14 protein-coding genes and 1 pseudogene are annotated in these 18,300 nt (G+C 69.6%); 9 read left to right on the top strand and 6 right to left on the bottom strand.

Translation table 11 applies throughout. The annotated features are described in order from the left end of the window. Nucleotides 1-90: 90 nt before the first annotated feature. On the bottom strand, nucleotides 91-1,512 hold the full coding sequence (locus K3769_RS17395) for a cation:dicarboxylate symporter family transporter (protein ID WP_267031420.1): 1,422 nt from the start codon (nucleotides 1,510-1,512) through the stop codon (nucleotides 91-93). A 114-nt stretch (nucleotides 1,513-1,626) separates the two neighbouring features. Here K3769_RS17395 and K3769_RS17390 point away from each other — a divergent pair, with 114 nt between their 5' ends. The 5 genes from K3769_RS17390 (at nucleotide 1,627) to K3769_RS17370 (ending at nucleotide 7,533) form a co-directional block, all read left to right on the top strand. Then, nucleotides 1,627-3,468, top strand: a complete 1,842-nt coding sequence (locus tag K3769_RS17390; protein ID WP_267027332.1) for a sensor histidine kinase — start codon at nucleotides 1,627-1,629, stop codon at nucleotides 3,466-3,468. Further along, on the top strand, nucleotides 3,465-4,163 hold the full coding sequence (locus K3769_RS17385) for a response regulator (protein ID WP_267027331.1): 699 nt from the start codon (nucleotides 3,465-3,467) through the stop codon (nucleotides 4,161-4,163). Before K3769_RS17390 ends, K3769_RS17385 begins: the two co-directional genes overlap by 4 nt. 158 nt (nucleotides 4,164-4,321) lie before the next feature. Continuing rightward, nucleotides 4,322-5,689, top strand: a complete 1,368-nt coding sequence (locus K3769_RS17380; RefSeq protein WP_267027330.1) for an extracellular solute-binding protein — start codon at nucleotides 4,322-4,324, stop codon at nucleotides 5,687-5,689. 103 nt (nucleotides 5,690-5,792) lie between these two features. Then, nucleotides 5,793-6,686 (top strand): carbohydrate ABC transporter permease, encoded by an 894-nt coding sequence (locus K3769_RS17375; protein WP_267031419.1) that lies wholly within the window; start codon nucleotides 5,793-5,795, stop codon nucleotides 6,684-6,686. A gap of 1 nt (nucleotide 6,687) precedes the next feature. Next, entirely contained in the window at nucleotides 6,688-7,533 is an 846-nt protein-coding gene (locus K3769_RS17370) for a carbohydrate ABC transporter permease (RefSeq protein ID WP_267027329.1), read from the top strand. A 38-nt stretch (nucleotides 7,534-7,571) separates the two neighbouring features. On the opposite strand, the pseudogene K3769_RS17365 reads toward K3769_RS17370, so the two are convergent. Continuing rightward, a pseudogene (locus tag K3769_RS17365) lies at nucleotides 7,572-7,907 on the bottom strand (M4 family metallopeptidase); the annotation flags it as partial. 430 nt (nucleotides 7,908-8,337) lie between these two features. Between K3769_RS17365 and K3769_RS17360 the strand changes: the two are divergent. Then, nucleotides 8,338-9,060, top strand: a complete 723-nt coding sequence (locus K3769_RS17360; RefSeq protein ID WP_372514963.1) for a helix-turn-helix domain-containing protein — start codon at nucleotides 8,338-8,340, stop codon at nucleotides 9,058-9,060. Between the two features lie 53 nt (nucleotides 9,061-9,113). On the opposite strand, the gene K3769_RS17355 is transcribed toward K3769_RS17360, so the two are convergent. Beyond that, on the bottom strand, nucleotides 9,114-10,139 hold the full coding sequence (locus tag K3769_RS17355) for an ATP-dependent 6-phosphofructokinase (RefSeq protein ID WP_267027328.1): 1,026 nt from the start codon (nucleotides 10,137-10,139) through the stop codon (nucleotides 9,114-9,116). A gap of 313 nt (nucleotides 10,140-10,452) precedes the next feature. Here K3769_RS17355 and pta point away from each other — a divergent pair, with 313 nt between their 5' ends. From pta to pyk, 3 genes are all read left to right on the top strand, one after another. Continuing rightward, nucleotides 10,453-12,627: a phosphate acetyltransferase gene (pta, locus tag K3769_RS17350; RefSeq protein ID WP_267027327.1), complete on the top strand. Its 2,175-nt coding sequence runs from the start codon at nucleotides 10,453-10,455 to the stop codon at nucleotides 12,625-12,627. After that, nucleotides 12,624-13,892, top strand: coding sequence for an acetate kinase (locus tag K3769_RS17345; RefSeq protein ID WP_267027326.1), 1,269 nt, complete (start codon nucleotides 12,624-12,626; stop codon nucleotides 13,890-13,892). The genes pta and K3769_RS17345 overlap by 4 nt, the downstream gene beginning before the upstream one ends. Before the next feature lie 169 nt (nucleotides 13,893-14,061). Beyond that, entirely contained in the window at nucleotides 14,062-15,480 is a 1,419-nt protein-coding gene (gene pyk, locus K3769_RS17340; protein ID WP_267027325.1) for a pyruvate kinase, read from the top strand. A gap of 118 nt (nucleotides 15,481-15,598) precedes the next feature. On the opposite strand, the gene K3769_RS17335 is transcribed toward pyk, so the two are convergent. The 3 genes from K3769_RS17335 to K3769_RS17325 all read right to left on the bottom strand — a co-directional run bounded on the left by K3769_RS17335 (nucleotide 15,599) and on the right by K3769_RS17325 (nucleotide 18,206). Then, a complete protein-coding gene (locus K3769_RS17335; protein ID WP_267027324.1) occupies nucleotides 15,599-16,915 on the bottom strand; it encodes a hypothetical protein in 1,317 nt (438 codons plus the stop codon). Next, nucleotides 16,905-17,456, bottom strand: a complete 552-nt coding sequence (locus K3769_RS17330; RefSeq protein WP_267027323.1) for a DUF6114 domain-containing protein — start codon at nucleotides 17,454-17,456, stop codon at nucleotides 16,905-16,907. Before K3769_RS17330 ends, K3769_RS17335 begins: the two co-directional genes overlap by 11 nt. 117 nt (nucleotides 17,457-17,573) lie before the next feature. Beyond that, nucleotides 17,574-18,206, bottom strand: coding sequence for a DUF6230 family protein (locus tag K3769_RS17325; protein WP_267027322.1), 633 nt, complete (start codon nucleotides 18,204-18,206; stop codon nucleotides 17,574-17,576). Nucleotides 18,207-18,300: the final 94 nt, after the last annotated feature.

The following is an 18,300-nucleotide window of genomic DNA, read 5'->3' as shown; positions in this document are numbered from 1 at the left end:
CCGACGTCAAGGCAAGAGACTGCGCCGTTCCCCGCGCCCCTGATCAGGGGCGCGGGGAACGGCGCAGTCTCTTGGGGCGCAGCGCGCGCTTTACGCCTTCGCCAGCTCCTTCTCGCCCGCCTCGGGCCGGTCCGGCAGACCGGCGGACTCGTCCGCGGAACCCCCGTGGCCGTCGTCCAGCAGCGTCGTCTCGTCGAACGGGATCCGCCCCGCCAGCACCTCGTCCACCCGGGGGCGGTCGATCTCCTTGGTCCACGTACCGATCAGGACCGTCGCCACCGCGTTGCCCGCGAAGTTCGTCAGGGCGCGCGCCTCGCTCATGAAACGGTCGATGCCGACGATCAGGCCGATGCCGTCCACCAGCGCCGGCTTGTGGGACTGCAGACCGCCCGCCAGCGTGGCCAGACCCGCGCCGGTGACACCCGCCGCGCCCTTGGAGGCGACCAGCAGGAAGAGGAGCAGCGGGATCTGCTCGCCGATGGCCATCGGCGTACCCATGGCGTCGGCGATGAACAGCGAGGCCATGGTCATGTAGATCATGGTGCCGTCGAGGTTGAAGGAGTAGCCGGTCGGGACGGTGATGCCGACCACCGGCTTGCTGATGCCCAGGTGCTCCATCTTCGCGATGAGCCGCGGCAGCGCGGACTCGGAGGAGGAGGTGGACAGGATCAGCAGGAACTCCCGGCCCAGGTACTTCAGCAGCAGGAAGATGTTCAGGCCCGCGACGATCCGCAGCAGCGCGCCGAGCACGATGAAGACGAAGAGGAAGCAGGTCACGTAGAAGCCGAGCATCAGCACGGCGAGGCTCTTGAGGGCATCCACACCCGCCGAGCCGGTCACCGCCGCGATCGCGCCGAACGCGCCGATGGGCGCCGCCCACATCACCATGGCGAGGATGCGGAAGACCAGGCGCTGGATGTGCTCGATGCCGCGCAGGATCGGCGTGCCGGAGGAGCCCATGGCCTGCAGCGCGAAACCGGTGAGCAGCGCGACGAGCAGCGTCTGCAGGACCTCGCCGCCGGTGAAGGCGGACACGATCGTCGTCGGGATGATCCCGAGCAGGAACTCCTCGGTGTTCTTCGCCTCGACGACCTGGCCCTGGCCCGCGTCCTTGATCGCGTCGGTCACCGCCAGGCCCGTACCGGGCTCCAGGATGTTGCCGACGACCAGGCCGATGGCGAGCGCGACGAACGACATGACCACGAAGTAGCCGAGCGCGATGCCGCCCACCGCGCCGACCTTGGCGGCCTTGCGTACCGAGCCGATGCCCAGGACGATCGTGCAGAAGATGATCGGCGAGATCATCATCTTGATCAGGTTCACGAAGCCGGTACCGATCGGCTTCAGCTTCACGGCGAAATCGGGGGCGATCAGACCCACCGCGATACCGGCGGCCACGGCGATGATCACCGCGATGTACAGATAGTGCGTGCGGTCCCGCTTGGCTGCGGGAGCGGCAGGTGCCGTGTCGGGTGTGGTCACGGCTGCCCTCCTTGACGACGTCGTCGGCATCATCCGGCGTGCGGCTCACGTCCGGGGGTTGTCGGTGACTATCTCCCGGCGTGTGAGGGCGGTCACCCTTCCGTTCATTTCGTTCACACATTTCATGGCGGGCACACTGGTGCCATGCGCCTCCCCAGAGCTCCACGTCCTCGCAGCCTGGCCGGGCAGCTCTTCGCCATGCAGGCCGTGCTCGTCGCCGTCGTGGTCGCGGGCTGCGCGCTGTTCACGTACCTCAGCGACCGCAGCCAGGCCGAGGACGCGGCGGGCCGGCAGGCCATGGGGGTGGCGCGCTCGGTCGCGGACTCCCCCTCCGTACGGGAGGCCATCCGCACCGCGAACCCGACGAAGACGCTCCAGCCGTACGCGGTCGCGGTGCAGCGCGGCGCGCAGGTCGACTTCGTGACGATCATGGACCCCGAGGGCATCCGCTGGACCCACCCCAACGAGGAGCTGATCGGCAAGCACTTCCTGGGCCACACGGACCGTGCGCTGCTGGGCCAGTCCTTCACCGAGACGTACACCGGGACGCTCGGCGAGTCCGTGCGGGCCGTCACCCCTATCCGGGACGGCGGCCGGATCGTCGGGCTCGTCAGCGCGGGCATCAAGGTCGACGAGATAAGCGCGCGGGTCGAGGAGCAGGTCAAAGCGCTGTTCGGGGTCGCGGCGGCGGCGCTGGCGCTGGGGGCCATCGGTACGTACGTCATCAACGCCCGGCTGCGCCGCTCCACCCACGGGATGAACGCGGCCGAGCTGAGCCGGATGCACGACTACCACGAGGCCGCGCTGCACGCCGTGCGCGAGGGGCTGCTGATGCTGGACGGGCAGTACCGGGTGGCGCTGATCAACGACGGCGGGCGCGAGCTGCTGGGGGTGGGCGGTGACGTGGTGGGCCACTCGGTGGCGGAGCTGGAACTGCCCGCTCCACTGACGGGGGCGCTGCTGTCGGGCGAGCCGCGGGTCGACGAGGTGTTCCTCACCGAGTCGCGGGTGCTCGTCATGAACACCTCGCCGGTGTCGGGCGGTGAGCGCCGGGGCACGGTGGTGACCCTGCGCGATGTCACCGAGCTGCAGTCCCTGATGGGTGAGCTGGACTCCGAGCGGGGCTTCACGACGGCGTTGCGCTCGCAGGCCCACGAGGCCGCGAACCGGCTCCACACGGTGGTCTCGCTGATCGAGCTGGGGCGGGCCGAGGAGGCGGTCGACTTCGCCACGGCCGAGCTGGAGCTGGCGCAGGCCCTGACCGACCAGGTGGTGGCGGCGGTCAGCGAGCCGGTGCTCGCCGCGCTGCTGCTCGGCAAGACGGCGCAGGCGAACGAGCGCGGTGTCGAACTGGTGGTCTCCGAGGACAGCAGCATCGACGACGGTCTGCTCCCGGCCGCCCTCACCGCCCGTGACCTGGTGACGGTCCTGGGCAATCTGATCGACAACGCCGTGGACGCGGCGCAGGGCTCGGTGGGCGCCCGGGTCACCGTGACCGCGCTCGCGGACGCGGAGGGCCTCGTCCTGCGGGTCACGGACACCGGGGCGGGAGTGGACCCGGCTCACGCGGAGGAGGTCTTCCAGCGCGGCTGGTCGACCAAGCCGTCGGGTCCCGGTGGACGCGGCCTCGGCCTGGCCCTGGTCCGGCAGGCGGTGTCCCGCCACGACGGCACCCTGACGGTCACGACACCCCCGGAAGGCGGAGCATCCTTCGAGGCCCGCCTACCACTGCCGCCGCCCTCCAGGGGCACGGGGAACGGCGCGGCCGACCACGACACACCCCCACCCTTCCAGGAAAGGTCCAGCACCCACCCCCCAAGGGGCGCGGGGAACGGCGCGGGCAACCACAACACACCCGCACCCCTCCAGGAAAGGTCCAGCACCCACTCCCCAAGGGGCGCGGGGAACGGCGCAATCCCCCAAGGTGACCTACACCCCACAACCGGGCCCGGGGCCAACACAACCCCGCACGGAGGCACCGTATGACCACCCCGCCCCCCACCCCCACCCCGGACATCCGCGTCCTCGTCGTAGAGGACGACCCCGTCGCGGCGGACGCACACGTCCTCTACGTAGGCCGCGTCCCCGGCTTCACCGCCGTCGGCAAGGCCCACACCGGCGCCGAGGCCAGACGCGCCCTCGACCGCACACCCGTGGACCTCCTCCTCCTCGACCTCCACCTCCCGGACGTGCACGGCCTGCAACTGGCCCGTTCGCTGCGCGCCGCCGGCTACCACGCGGACGTGATCGCGGTGACGTCCGCGCGCGACCTCACGGTCGTACGGGAGGGCGTGTCGCTCGGAGTCGTGCAGTACGTACTGAAGCCGTTCACCTTCGCCACCCTGCGCGACCGGCTCATCCGCTACGCCGAGTTCCACGCCGCGGCCGGCGAGGCCAGCGGTCAGGACGAGGTCGACCGGGCCCTCGCCACGCTCCGGGCACCGGGACCGGCCGCCCTGCCGAAGGGGCTGAGCGCACCCACCCTGGAGAAGGTCACGCGCACGCTGCGCGACCACGCGGAAGGGCTGACCGCGACCGGTGTCGCGGAGGCCGTCGGCATCTCGCGGATCACGGCGCGGCGGTATCTGGAGCATCTGGTGGACGCGGGACGCGCCGGGCGGAGCCCGCAGTACGGGCAGGTGGGCCGCCCGGAGCTGCAGTACCGGTGGGTGAAGGGGTAACCAGTTCAGAGGCCCGGACATGCGGGCTACGGGGCACGATGAGACACGACCGTAACGGACCAGTCGCGCAAGGTCATTGACCTGACGCGACCACTCCTCTTACGTTCGGGCCATCGAACAACGGCCACAAAGACGTCGGCCGGCAGGAGGTCGTACCCGTGCGTCCCACCCCCGCTCCGCTTCTTCTCGCGACCCTGCTCACCGCCACCGCGCTCACCGCCTGCGGCAGCGGTGCCGGCAGCGATCCGGACACCGTGGAGATCTCCTACAAACAGTCGACGGACAATTCCGTACGAGTCATGGACACCTATCTCGCGGACATCAAGAAACAGTTCGAGAAGGCCAACCCGGGCAAGAAGGTCAAGCTCGTCCCGATCAAGGCCCCGGACTCGGAGTACTACACGAAGCTCCAGCAGATGCTCCGCTCCCCCAAGACCGCGCCGGACCTGGTCTACGAGGACACGTTCCTCATCAACTCCGACATCACGAGCGGCTACCTCAAGCCCCTGGACCCGTACCTCGACAAGTGGGACGACTGGGGCCACTTCATCGACACGGCGAAATCCGCGGCGCAGGCGGAGGACGGGAAGACGTACGGCGTCCCGGACGGCACGGACACCCGGGGCCTCTGGTTCGACAAGGGCATCTTCAAGCGGGCCGGCCTGCCCGCGGACTGGCAGCCGAAGACCTGGGACGACATCCTCGACGCGGCCCGCACGATCAAGGAGAAGGTCCCCGGCGTCACACCGATGAACGTGTACACGGGCAAGCCCGCCGGTGAGGCGGCCACCATGCAGGGCTTCGAGATGCTCCTGTACGGGACGGCCACCGGCGCCACCGAGAGCCCGCTCTACGACACGGCGTCCAAGAAGTGGATCACGGGCAGCCAGGGGTTCAAGGACTCGCTGGAGTTCGTCGAGACGGTCTTCAAGGAGAAGCTCGGCCCGGACGTCTCGGACGCCCTCGACCCGAACTTCGCGACCAGCGTCCGCGGTGAACTGCTCCCCGAGGGCAAGCTCGGCATCAACCTCGACGGCTCCTGGCTCCCGCAGGACTGGCTGAAGGGCAGCGGCCACGAGTGGCCCGAGTGGTCCGAGAAGCTGGGCCTCGCGTACATGCCCACACAGGCCGGCCAGTCCCCCGGCAAGGTGAGCATGTCGGGCGGCTGGACCTGGGCCGTCCCGAGCAAGGCGGCCAACCCCGACCTGGCCTTCGAGTTCGTCAAGATCATGCAGACGAAGGCGAACGCCCAGAAGTGGTACATCGCCAACTCCGGCATCGCGGTGCGCACCGACGTGGCCGAGGACCCGGCGTACGTGAAGGCGCAGCCCGGCCTCGACTTCTTCACCGGTCTGGTGGCGAACACCCACTACCGCCCGGCGTATCCCGCGTACCCGAAGGTCTCCACGGCCATCCAGGAGGCGATGGAGGGCGTGACGACGGGCGACAGCTCGGTCGCGGAGGCGGCCAAGGCCTACGACGAGGAACTGAAGTCGGTCACGGACAACCAGGTCATCAAGAAGTGAGCGCAGCCGTGACCGTGGCAAGGCAAGAAGTGAGCGCGGCAAGGCGAGAAGTGAGCACAGCGTGGTCGTAAGTCAGCGGGAAGCGGGTCCCGGTGAGCGCACGGTGGTCGTCAAGGAGAGCGGGCACAGCCGCGCTCCGCGGCTCCGCGGCCTCAGCCGGGCCCTGCCCGTCACCCCCGCCCTCGTCATCCTCGTCCTCTTCCTGGCCGGGCCGATCGCGTACTGCGTGTACCTCGCCTTCACCGATCTGCAGCTCACCGGCCAGGCGGAGTCGTCCTTCACCGGTTTCGACAACTTCCGTACGGCGTTCGAGGACGACGCGTTCCTCAACGCCGTATGGCTGACGCTCGTCTTCACGTTCCTCAGCTCGATCGTCGGCCAGAACACGCTGGGCCTGGCGCTGGCCGCGCTGATGCAGCGGGCGTCCAAGCCGATCCGTACGCTCACTGGCGGGATCGTCGTCACGGCCTGGGTGCTCCCCGAGGTCGTGGCCGGCTTCCTCCTGTACGCGTTCTTCCGCCGCGAGGGGACGCTGAACGCGATCCTCGACTGGCTGCATCTGCCGTCCCAGAACTGGCTGTTCACGCTGCCGATCCTGGCGGTGTCGTTCGCGAACGTGTGGCGCGGCACGGCCTTCTCGATGCTGGTCTACTCGGCTGCCCTGAACGAGATCCCGAAGGAGATCACCGAGGCGGCGGAGGTGGACGGCGCGGGCGGCTGGCGCCGGATGTGGCACATCACGCTGCCGATGATCCGCCGGTCCATCGGCACGAACCTGATGCTCAACACCTTGCAGACGCTGTCGGTGTTCGGGCTGATCTGGGTGATGACGAGGGGCGGCCCGGGAAACCGCAGCCAGACCCTCCCGCTCTTCATGTACGAGCAGGCCTTCCAGAAGAGCATGATCGGTTACGGGACCGCCGTCGCCCTCCTCCTGCTGGTGGTCGGCTCCCTCTTCTCCCTGGTCTATCTGCGCCTGCTGCGGACGGAGGTCTGAGATGGCCGCGCGTACGACCCGCAACACCCGCCGCGCCAACCGCCGTTACGCGGCCGACGCGAGCCTGCTGTTCGTCGCGGCGGCCTTCGTGCTGCCGTTGGCCTGGGTGGTCCTGTCCGCCCTGGACCCGCACGCCGGACTGAAGGTGAAGCTGCCCGACGGGGTCACGCTCGACAACTTCGACGCGGTCCTCAAGCCGGACGTCACCTACACACCGATGCTCAACAGCCTGATCCTGTGCGGCGGCGCGACCCTGCTGACGGTGGTCTGCGCGGCGCTGGCCGCGTATCCGCTGTCGCGGTTCCGGTCCCGGCTGAACCGCCCGTTCCTGCTGACGATCATCTTCGCGACGAGCCTGCCGATCACGGCGATCATGGTTCCGGTGTACGCGCTGTTCGTGCAGGTGAACCTGATCGACACCATGCAGGGCACGATCTTCTTCTTCACCGCCTCCCAACTGCCGTTCGCCATCTGGCTGATGAAGAACTTCATGGACGGCGTGCCGAAGGAGCTGGAGGAGGCGGCCTGGACGGACGGGGCGTCGTCGTTGCAGTCCCTGCTGCGGGTCGTGCTGCCGCTGATGGGTCCGGGCATCGCGGTGGTGACCGTCTTCTCGTTCGTGGCGATGTGGGGGAACTTCTTCGTCCCCTTCATGCTGCTGCTCTCGCCGGAGCAGATGCCGGCGTCGGTGAGCATCAACGACTTCTTCGGCAACCGCGGCACGGTGGTCTACGGGCAGCTGGCCGCGTTCTCGATCATCTACTCGACACCGGTGATCCTGTTGTACGTGCTGGTGGCGCGGAAGCTGGGCGGCGGGTTCGCGCTGGGTGGAGCGGTCAAGGGGTGAGCGCCCCGCCCAGGACGTGAACAGGATCTGTCAGGGGGTCAGCCGGTCGTCACGGCCGTGTCGTCGACGACGAAGCTGGTCTGCAGCGAGGTGTCCTCCACGCCGCTGAACTTCAGGGCGACGGTGGAGCCCGCGTACGAGGACGGGTCGAAGGTCTTCTGGACGTACCCCGTGGCCTTGTTGAGGTTGGAGCAGGTGGCCAGAGTCGCCGAGCGCGCGGTGACGGTGAGCTTGTCGTAGGCGGTACTGGTGGACGTCTCGGCGGTGTCGTTGGTGATGACACCGCTGGTCGCGGTCCAGATGGTGGTGCCCGACTCGAAGCCCGCGTTGCCGAGCAGCTGCACCGAGGCGCAGGTGCCGCCACCGGTGGAACTGGCGTGGGCCTGTGCGACCCCTGTGCCGACGCTGTGCGGGCGACGGCCGTCACCGTCGGCGGACGTTCCACCCACCGAATGGTTCGCGCCGCGCGTTTACGCCGCCCGCGCCGCCGCCACGCGCGTCAGGACGCCCAGGAGAGGGCGCGCCCCACCCGAATCCGCCCCTCACCACGCCCGCCGGAAGCCGACGCTCCACCCTTCGCGCGCCCCCACCGCATATGCCCGTAGACGCTGCTCATGGCGCATGCCGCGACGACGCGGACACCGGCCGTCCGTGAGCGTGCGCCTGCACGTGCAGTCGAGCCGCGGCCCATCGATCAACGCGCACGTTCCCTGGACAACTGTCCGAAATGGTAGGTTCCCACAATCCGTGATCCTGGCCGAACAGACCGTAGTCACCGCAGCCCCGCGCCCCTACGGTGTGGCCGTGCACCAACAGTCGGCCCCGCAGCCCACCCCGCCCTTCGACGCCCCGGCCGCCCGGAAACTGCGTATCGCCCTCGGCATGTATCCCGAGCATGTCGCGTACGGGATACGGACCTCGTTCGGACTGCCCTACGTGACCCCCGACCTGGTCGACGCCTGGGAACAGGGCCTGATCACACCCGGCAGCGCCGAACTGATAGCCCTCGCGGGAGTGTTGTGGTGCTCGCCCGGCGAACTCATCGGCGCACCGCGGTCGTTGCGCGAGCACCGGATCGCCCGCGGCCTGACGACCGAGGACGTCGCCCACGCGGTGGGCCTCGAACTCCTCGCGTACGTACGGATGGAGGAGGCGGGCGAGTGGCGCGGCAGCGAGCGGCAGTCGGCGGCGCTCGCCCGGGTGCTCGACCTCTCACTGGCGGACCACGTCACGGTCACCGGCCGCGAGCCGAAGCTGGCGATGATGCTGCGCGGCGCGGTGACGACCCGCTGGCAGGCGTACGTCCGCCCGGTGGGCAAGCTGCTGACGCTGGAACGGCGGATCGTGGGGCACGCGCTGAGGGCCCTGCACACCGAGTACCAGGGCCGGATGATGCCGACCCTGAGCTGGGGCGGCGGCACGGCGGCGACCGAGGCCGACGAAGCGGCCCGAGACTTCCTGGACCGAATCGTCACCCGCTTCTGGACGACGATCCGACGCGACGGCGAGAGACACCTCGACGACTGAGGCCTCCGGGCGGCTGACGCTTCAGGGCGACAGCCGCCGGGGAGAGGGCGCCTCTAGAACACCGACTCCGCCTCGTCCATGCGGTCCTTCGGGACCGTCTTCAGTTCCGTTACCGCCTCGGCCAGGGGCACCATCACGACGTCCGTGCCGCGCAGTGCCGTCATGCGGCCGAACTCGCCGTGGTGCGCCGCCTCCACCGCGTGCCAGCCGAAGCGCGTGGCGAGCACCCGGTCGTACGCGGTCGGCGTGCCGCCGCGCTGGATGTGGCCGAGGATGACCGGCTTGGCCTCCTTGCCGAGGCGGCGCTCCAGCTCGTACGCCAGCGCGGTCCCGATGCCCTGGAAGCGCTCGTGGCCGAACTGGTCGATCTCGCCGTGGCCGTAGTCCATGCTGCCCACGGCGGGGTGCGCGCCCTCGGCCACGCAGATGACCGCGAACTTCTTGCCGCGCGCGAACCGTTCCTCGACCATCTTGATCAGGTCGGCCGGGTCGAAGGGCCGCTCGGGCAGGCAGATGCCGTGGGCGCCGGCGGCCATGCCTGACTCCAGGGCGATCCAGCCGGCGTGGCGGCCCATGACCTCGACGACCATCACCCGCTGGTGGGACTCGGCGGTCGTCTTGAGGCGGTCCATCGCCTCCGTGGCGACCCCGACGGCGGTGTCGAACCCGAAGGTGCGGTCCGTCGAGGAGATGTCGTTGTCGATCGTCTTGGGGACGCCGACCACCGGCAGGCCCGCGTCCGACAGCATCCGCGCCGCCGTCAGCGTGCCCTCGCCGCCGATCGGGATCAGTACGTCGATACCGAACTCGCGCGCCATGTCCTGGGCGTTCTCGCAGGCCTCGCGCAACCGGTCGCGCTGGAGCCGGGAGGAGCCGAGGATGGTGCCGCCACGGGCCAGGATGCCGCTGACGGCGTCCAGGTCGAGGGTGCGGTAGCGGCCCTCCAGCAGTCCCGCGTAGCCGTCCTCGAAACCGACGACCTCGGCGTCGTAGTTGGTGACGGCCCGGTGCACGACCGACCGGATGACGGCGTTCAGTCCCGGACAGTCGCCGCCTGCGGTAAGAACTCCGATACGCATCGTGCTGTGTCTCCTGCTCGCTGTGGGGCCGTATCTCCTGTGGTGCCTGAGAGCCAGTCCGATTGTTTCATGGGCCACAGGGGCCCGCTGTCCGCACCCTTCGCGCCCCCACGACCGCCCACGCGCCCCACCCTCCCGGCCCCGCAAGCCCCCGCAAGCCCCGCGGTCCCCCGAGCCCCTCGTCCGCCCCTCCGGAACGCCTGTACGCCCCGGGCCTGGCGGGCGCCTGCCAGGCCCGGGGGTATTGTCAAGAGGGCTCAGCCGACGACGTCGGCTGCGTTGACACCGACATCGGAGGAAACGGAGAGCACGCGTGACGCGCAGCGTGTACGTGACCGGGATCGACCGAGGTGACGGCCGCCAGGTCATCGAGCTGGGAGTCATGGAGCTCCTGACCCGCCAGGTGGACCGGGTGGGGGTGTTCCGCCCCCTCGTCCACGACGGACCCGACCGGCTCTTCGAGCTGCTGCGCGCCCGCTACCGCCTCGCCCAGGACCCGGCGACGGTCTACGGCATGGACTACCACGAGGCGTCCGCGCTCCAGGCCGAACAGGGCACCGACGAACTGGTCTCGCAGCTCGTCGACCGTTTCCACCGGGTGGCCCGCGACTACGACGTCGTCCTCGTCCTCGGTACGGACTACGCCGACACCCAGTTCCCGGACGAACTGGCGCTCAACGCCCGCCTGGCGAACGAGTTCGGCGCGTCCGTGATCCCCGTGGTCGGCGGCCGCAAGCAGACCGTGGAGTCGGTGCTCGCGGAGACCCGCAACGCGTTCCGCGCCTACGACGGCCTGGGCTGCGACGTCCTCGCGATGGTGGTGAACCGCGTCGCCCCCGCCGACCGCGGGGAGATCCACGACCTGCTCGACAACCGCCTGCCCGTGCCCTGCCACGTGCTGCCGGACGAGCCCGCGCTCTCCGCGCCGACGGTCGCCCAGATCACCCACGCCCTCGGCGGCAAGGTGCTCCTCGGCGACGACGCGGGGCTCGCCCGCGACGCCCTGAACTTCGTCTTCGGCGGCGCCATGCTGCCGAACTTCCTGGGCGCGCTGACCCCGGGCTGCATGGTCGTCACCCCCGGCGACCGCGCCGACCTCGTGGTGGGCGCCCTCGCCGCGCACAGCGCCGGCACCCCGCCGATAGCGGGTGTGGTGCTCACCCTGAACGAGCGTCCGAGCGATCTCGTCCTCACCCTGGCCGCCCGCCTCGCCCCCGGCACCCCGGTGATCGCGGTCGAGACGAACTCCTTCCTCACGGCGTCCGAACTCTTCGCCATGGAAGGCAAGTTGAACGCCGCCACGCCCCGCAAGGCGGAGACGGCCCTCGGCCTCTTCGAGCGGTACGTGGACACCGGCGACCTCCTCAAGCGCGTCTCGGCGCCCAGCAGCAGCCGCGTCACGCCGATGATGTTCGAGCACAAGCTCCTGGAGCAGGCCCGCTCCGACAAACGGCGCGTCGTGCTGCCCGAGGGCACCGAGGGGCGCGTCCTGCACGCCGCGGAGGTGCTGCTGCGCCGCGGTGTCTGCGACCTCACCCTGCTCGGTCCCGTCGACCAGATCCGCAAGAGGGCCGCCGACCTCGGCATCGACCTCGGCACCGCCCAGCTGATCGACCCGCAGACCTCCGGGCTGCGCGACCGGTTCGCCGAGCGGTACGCCGAACTCCGAGCGCACAAGGGCGTGTCCGTCGAGCTGGCGTACGACGTCGTCTCGGACGTGAACTACTTCGGCACGCTGATGGTCCAGGAGGGCCTCGCCGACGGCATGGTCTCGGGGTCGGTGCACTCCACGGCGGCCACCATCCGCCCGGCCTTCGAGATCATCAAGACCAAGCCGGAGGCCTCGATCGTCTCCTCGGTCTTCTTCATGTGCCTCGCCGACAAGGTCCTCGTGTACGGCGACTGCGCGGTCAACCCCGATCCGGACGCCGAGCAGTTGGCCGACATCGCCGTCCAGGCCGCCGCCACCGCCGCCCAGTTCGGTGTCGAGCCGCGGATCGCGATGCTCTCGTACTCGACCGGCACGTCCGGCTCGGGCGCGGACGTCGACAAGGTGCGTACGGCCACCGAGCTGGTCCGCTCCCGGCGCCCCGATCTGAGCATCGAGGGGCCGATCCAGTACGACGCGGCCGTCGAGCCGTCCGTCGCGGCGACCAAGCTGCCGGGGTCGAAGGTCGCCGGGCAGGCGTCCGTGCTGATCTTCCCGGACCTCAACACCGGCAACAACACGTACAAGGCCGTGCAGCGGTCGGCCGGCGCGATCGCCGTCGGACCGGTCCTGCAGGGCCTGCGCAAGCCGGTCAACGACCTGTCCCGGGGCGCGCTCGTCGGGGACATCGTGAACACGGTCGCCATCACCGCGATCCAGGCGCAGGCCCAGCCCCCGGCCGCCGTCCCCGCTCCCGCCGCGACGGCTGCTCCGACTGCCGCCCCCGCTCCCGCTCCCGCCCCGACCGCCGCCCCGACTGCGAAGGCTTCCACCCAGTGAGCGCCACCCGCGTCCTCGTCCTCAACTCCGGTTCCTCCTCGGTGAAGTACCAGCTCCTCGACATGAGCGACGGCACCCGACTGGCCGCGGGCCTCGTCGAGCGCATCGGCGAGAAGACCTCCCGGCTCAAGCACTCCCCGCTGGCCGCCGGCGGCGAGACCCGCGAGACGACCGGCCCGATCGCCGACCACGAGGCCGCGCTGAAGGCCGTCGCCGAGGAGCTGTCCCGCGACGGGCTCGGCCTGGACTCCCCCGAGCTGGCCGCGATCGGCCACCGGGTCGTGCACGGCGGCAGGAAGTTCACCCGGCCGACCGTCGTCGACGACGCGGTCCTCGCCGAGATCGAGCGCCTCATCCCGGTGGCGCCGCTGCACAACCCGGCCAACCTGACCGGTATCCGTACCGCCCAGGCGCTGCGCCCGGACCTCCCCCAGGTCGCCGTCTTCGACACGGCGTTCCACGCGACGATGCCGGAGGCCGCGGCCCGCTACGCGATCGACGTGAAGACCGCCGACGAGCACCGCGTCCGCCGGTACGGCTTCCACGGCACCTCGCACGCGTACGTGTCCCGCGAGACGGCCCGACTGCTGGGCCGGGCCGTCGAGGACGTGAACGTCATCGTGCTGCACCTGGGCAACGGCGCGTCGGCCTCGGCGGTCGAGGGCGGCCGGTGCGTGGACACCTCCATGGGACTGACGCCCTTGGAGGGGCTCGTGATGGGTACGCGTTCGGGAGACGTGGATCCGGCGGTCATCTTCCATTTGATGCGCGTCGGCGCAATGTCCACGGACGAGATCGACACTCTCCTCAACAAGAAGAGCGGTCTCCTCGGACTGTGCGGTGACAACGACATGCGGGAGATCCGCCGCCGTATAGACGAGGGCGGCGAGGACGCCGCACCGGCGCGGCTCGCCTTCGACATCTACATACACCGGCTGAAGAAGTACATCGGCGCCTATTACGCGGTACTGGGCCAGGTCGACGCGGTCGTCTTCACGGCCGGCGTCGGGGAGAACGCGGCCCCGGTGCGCGAGGCCGCGATCACGGGTCTGGAGTCGCTGGGCCTGGCCGTCGACGGCGCCCTGAACGCCGTACGGTCCGACGCGCCGCGGCTGATCTCGCCCGAGGGCGCGCGGGTCGCGGTGGCCGTCGTGCCGACCGACGAGGAACTGGAGATCGCGAACCAGACGTACGCGCTCGTCGGGGACGGGAACGCCGGAAAGGCCGGAAAGGCCGGGGCCGCCGACGCCTCCGGAGCCGCCTGAAAGCCCCGAAGACATGAGAAGTCCGCCGGGAGATCGGAACCGGGAGAAAGAACCGGGACAACGACGGGAAAACAGCTGCTCAGACCCTCGCCTGAGCGCACACCCGCCCATTTGTATCTTCCGCCAGACGGAATATTCCGAAGCGAAACAAACCGATAGGATCGCCCCCATGCGCCGTTCCAAAATCGTCTGCACACTCGGCCCCGCCGTCGACTCCCACGAACAGCTCGTCTCGCTGATCGAGGCCGGCATGAACGTGGCCCGTTTCAACTTCAGCCACGGCTCCCACGCCGAGCACCAGGGCCGCTACGAGCGGGTCCGCTCCGCCGCCCGGGAGACCGGCCGCGCCATCGGCGTGCTGGCCGACCTCCAGGGCCCGAAGATCCGGCTGGAGACCTTCGCCGAGGGCCCCGTCGAGCTGGAGCGCGGTGACGAGTTCACCATCACGACCGAGGACGTCCCGGGCGACAAGTCGATCTGCGGCACCACCTACAAGGGTCTGCCGGGCGATGTCTCCAAAGGCGACCAGGTCCTGATCAACGACGGCAACGTCGAGCTGCGGGTCGTCGAGGTCGACGGCCCGAACGTGAAGACGATCGTCATCGAGGGCGGCGTCATCTCGGACCACAAGGGCATCAACCTGCCCGGTACGGCCGTGAACGTGCCGGCGCTGTCCGAGAAGGACGTCGACGACCTGCGCTTCGCCCTGCAGATGGGCTGCGACCTGGTCGCGCTGTCCTTCGTGCGCGACGCCCACGACGTGAACGACGTCCACAAGATCATGGACGAGGAGGGCCGCCGGGTCCCCGTCATCGCCAAGGTGGAGAAGCCCCAGGCGGTGGAGAACATGGAGGCCGTCGTGGCGGCCTTCGACGGCGTCATGGTGGCCCGTGGCGACCTGGCCGTCGAGTATCCCCTGGAGCGGGTCCCGATGGTGCAGAAGCGCCTCGTGGAGCTGTGCCGGCGCAACGCCAAGCCGGTGATCGTCGCGACCCAGATGATGGAGTCGATGATCACCAACTCCCGCCCCACGCGCGCCGAGGCGTCCGACGTGGCCAACGCGATCCTGGACGGGGCGGACGCGGTCATGCTGTCGGCCGAGTCCAGCGTCGGCGCGTACCCGATCGAGACCGTGAAGACGATGTCGAAGATCGTCGTCGCGGCCGAGGAGGAGCTGCTCTCCAAGGGGCTTCAGCCGCTCGTGCCGGGCAAGAAGCCGCGTACGCAGGGTGGTTCCGTCGCCCGTGCCGCGTGCGAGATCGCGGACTTCCTCGGCGGCAAGGGTCTGGTGGCCTTCACCAAGTCCGGTGACACCGCGCGCCGCCTCTCCCGCTACCGCGCGGCCCAGCCGATCCAGGCGTTCACCACGGACGAGGGCACCCGCAACCAGCTCGCGCTGAGCTGGGGCGTCGAGTCGCACGTCGTGCCGTTCGTGCACAGCACCGACGAGATGGTCGAGCTGGTCGACAGCGAGCTGCGCAAGCTCAACCGCTTCAGCGACGGCGACATCGTCGTGATGACCGCCGGCTCGCCCCCCGGCGTCACCGGCACCACGAACATGGTCCGCGTCCACCACCTGGGCGGCTGACCGCCTCCGGTACGCCGCCGCTGTACACGGCTGAGGGCGCTCCCTGGTTCACAGGGGGCGCCCTCGGTGTGTTCCGCCGTTCGGATGTTCCGCTCTTCCGACTGCCGTGTCCCGGGCTCTAGCCGAGCGGCGTGTTGTACTGGCGCATCCCGGGGATCGTCAGGTCTCCGCCGAACTGGGCGGCCTGGACGACCTTCACCTTCGTGAAGTAAATCAGCGGGATGTTCAGCGGCGGAGGGTGCTCCGGGTCGAACGTGATCGGGATCAGACCGAGCAGGTTGCCGGAGATGCTCTCCGTGTACATGACCGTCTTGCCGCCCTTGATGGTGGACGTCGTGCCGCTGCCCGCCTGGACGTGGTAGCGCACGTCGGCGTCCTTGTCGTCGACCGTCTGGTGCAGGTCGCCGATGTCGGTGCCGTTGGAGATCACGTACTTCAGGACCTTCTTGACCGAGCCGTTGGCGGTCTTCACCTTGACGATGCCCTGGTAGTCGGCGCCCTTGAGGGTCAGGGAGCTGGCCTCCAGCATCCACGGGTCGTCGGCCAGGGCGGGGATGCCCTGTTCGACACCGCTCTCGTCGTCCGTGGCGGCCGGGCAGTCGTCCGGGTCCGTGGTGGAGCTCGCGGAGGGGCTCGGCGTCGGGGAGGCGGTGGCCTCGTCCGCCGCGTCCTCCGCCTTCTCCGTGGCGTCCTTCGCGGCGTCGGACGCCCCGTCGGTGACGTCCTCGACCGTGTCCTCGGCCTTGTCGGCCGTGTCCTTGACCGCGTCCTTCGCGTCGTCGGCCGCGTCGGAGGCACTCTTCGTGGCCGAGGGGCTGGGCGTGGCGGACGGCTCCGCGGTGGGGGTCGCGGTCTCCTTCCCGCCGGGCGTGAGGATGTCCTCGAGCGCGTCGCCGATCTCGTCCAGGACGTTGCCGCTGCTCTTCGAGGGGGTGGGCGCCGGTGTGGACGCCCCGCCCGCCGACCCGGCCGGCTTGCTCGCCGAGGCGGACGGCTCGGGGTCGGGCTTGTCCTCGGAACCTGAATCCGAGGAAGAGCCGCCACCCGTCGAGCCGTCGCCCGCGGAGTCGTCGTCCGAGGCGGGAGCGCTGGTCGAGGCCGAGGCGGAGGGCGACGGGGTAGCCGTCGTGTCCTTCTCGTCGTCGTCCTTGTCGGTCTTGTCGTCCTTGGCGCTGTCGTCCAGCGCCTCTACGCAGTCCTTGTACTCGTCGATCGTGAGGTTCTTCGCCGACGGCTTGTCGTCGGCCTGGGCGAGGGTCGGTGTGAACCCCATGCCCATGAGGATCGCGGTCGGCATCGACGCTATGGCTATCGCCTTGCCCGCGGGCACGTGCAGCCTGGTGAACAGCGGTTTTCTGGGGGCTGCGTGCCGCGGCCCGGTTCTCGCACGGGACTCGCCCGCGGAGTCCGCGTGGTGGACCTCGTCAGCCGGCACTGTGCCTCCCGTTCGCCCCGTCGTTGGGGCTCGTTCCTGACAGATCGTTCGGCTCACTCGCCCCGTCGGCCGGCGCGGCCTGCGGAACGCCTCCCTTGTCCGTACGGTCCGTCCCGGTCCGACCCGCGGCCGACTCGTCGCCCGGCACCCATGCGACCGCCATCCCGCCGCCCACCAGGGCCAGCAGGAAGCCGATCAGGAAGCCGCCGAGGTTCGACACGGGGATGGAGACAAGCCCCAGCAGGATCGCCGCGACACCGGCGAAGACCCGCACGTGCTTCTGGTACCAGAGGCTGATTCCGAGCACGCCGAGGAGCACTCCGATGATGAGCGAACCGGCGCCCGCGGTCGTCGCCATGGCCAGCGTGAGATGCCCGATCTGAAGGTTCGCATACGGGAAGTACGCGATCGGGAATCCCGCGAGGAGGATGAACAGGCCGGCCCAGAAAGGACGGCCACCACGCCAGACACGGAACCGCAGCCGCCAGTAGGTGATTTGACCGCGCGCGGCAGGATTCCCTGCAGGAGTCTCGGCGCTCATGGAAAACAGCTCCCTGGAACGGCGTTGCTGTGAGAGGTTCACGTACTGCTCAGAGGGACTGAGCAGGGGGACGGGCGGGCGAGGCAGCACAGGCTCCCTCACCCACCCAGGGAGTGCTTAGTAGCACTCCTTGACACCCTTGGAGAGCGACATCTTCAGGCCACTGAGCTTGAAGGTGCCGGCGGTGGTCGCCCACGCCGTCTGCTTGACGTCGGTCAGCACGGCCTTGTCGGCCTGCTGCGCGAAGCCGTAGGGGTTCGCCTGGTCACCCTTGGCGATTCCCGGACCCTTGCTCGCGTCCTTGGCCGCAACACCGATGTCGATGTTGGTGAAGGTCGCGTTGGCCGAGAGGTCCTCGACGTCGATGTACAGGTTCTCGGCCCGTACCGGCGTGCCACCGCCGCCCGCCTTCAGGGTCAGACTGACGGACCCGAGGAACGGGACGTCCGGGGTGACCACGGACTGGCACATGTTCGTGATCTTGGCGGTCTTGAACGCCGACACCGCGACCGGGTGCGCCGTCTTGTCGCCCTTGAGCGTGTACCCCTGGTCGATGGCTCCGTACTGCGAGAAGCCGGTGCCGACCAACTGGTCCGCCGTCACCTTGAACGACTGACCCGACACGCTGAACGACGCGGCGAGAGCGCCTTGTGCAAGGGCGATGCCTATGCACGCCGTGGCGGCCACGCTGGGCACCATGACAACGGCGAACCGCTTCCATCTGGTCCCGCCACGCACCTGGGACTCCATATTTCCTCCTTCTCGGACGTACATCTCCGGCCCTGGCCGCCGCCAGACAGCGACTCAGCCGGGCAGGGATGGGAGAAGTGCTACGTCCTCGGGA

Origin of the sequence: Streptomyces ortus (assembly GCF_026341275.1) — a bacterium.
GTDB classification, from domain to species: domain Bacteria; phylum Actinomycetota; class Actinomycetes; order Streptomycetales; family Streptomycetaceae; genus Streptomyces; species Streptomyces ortus.
The sequence above is the reverse complement of the archived record's forward strand: the minus strand, read 5'-3'. Positions and strand labels throughout refer to the sequence as shown.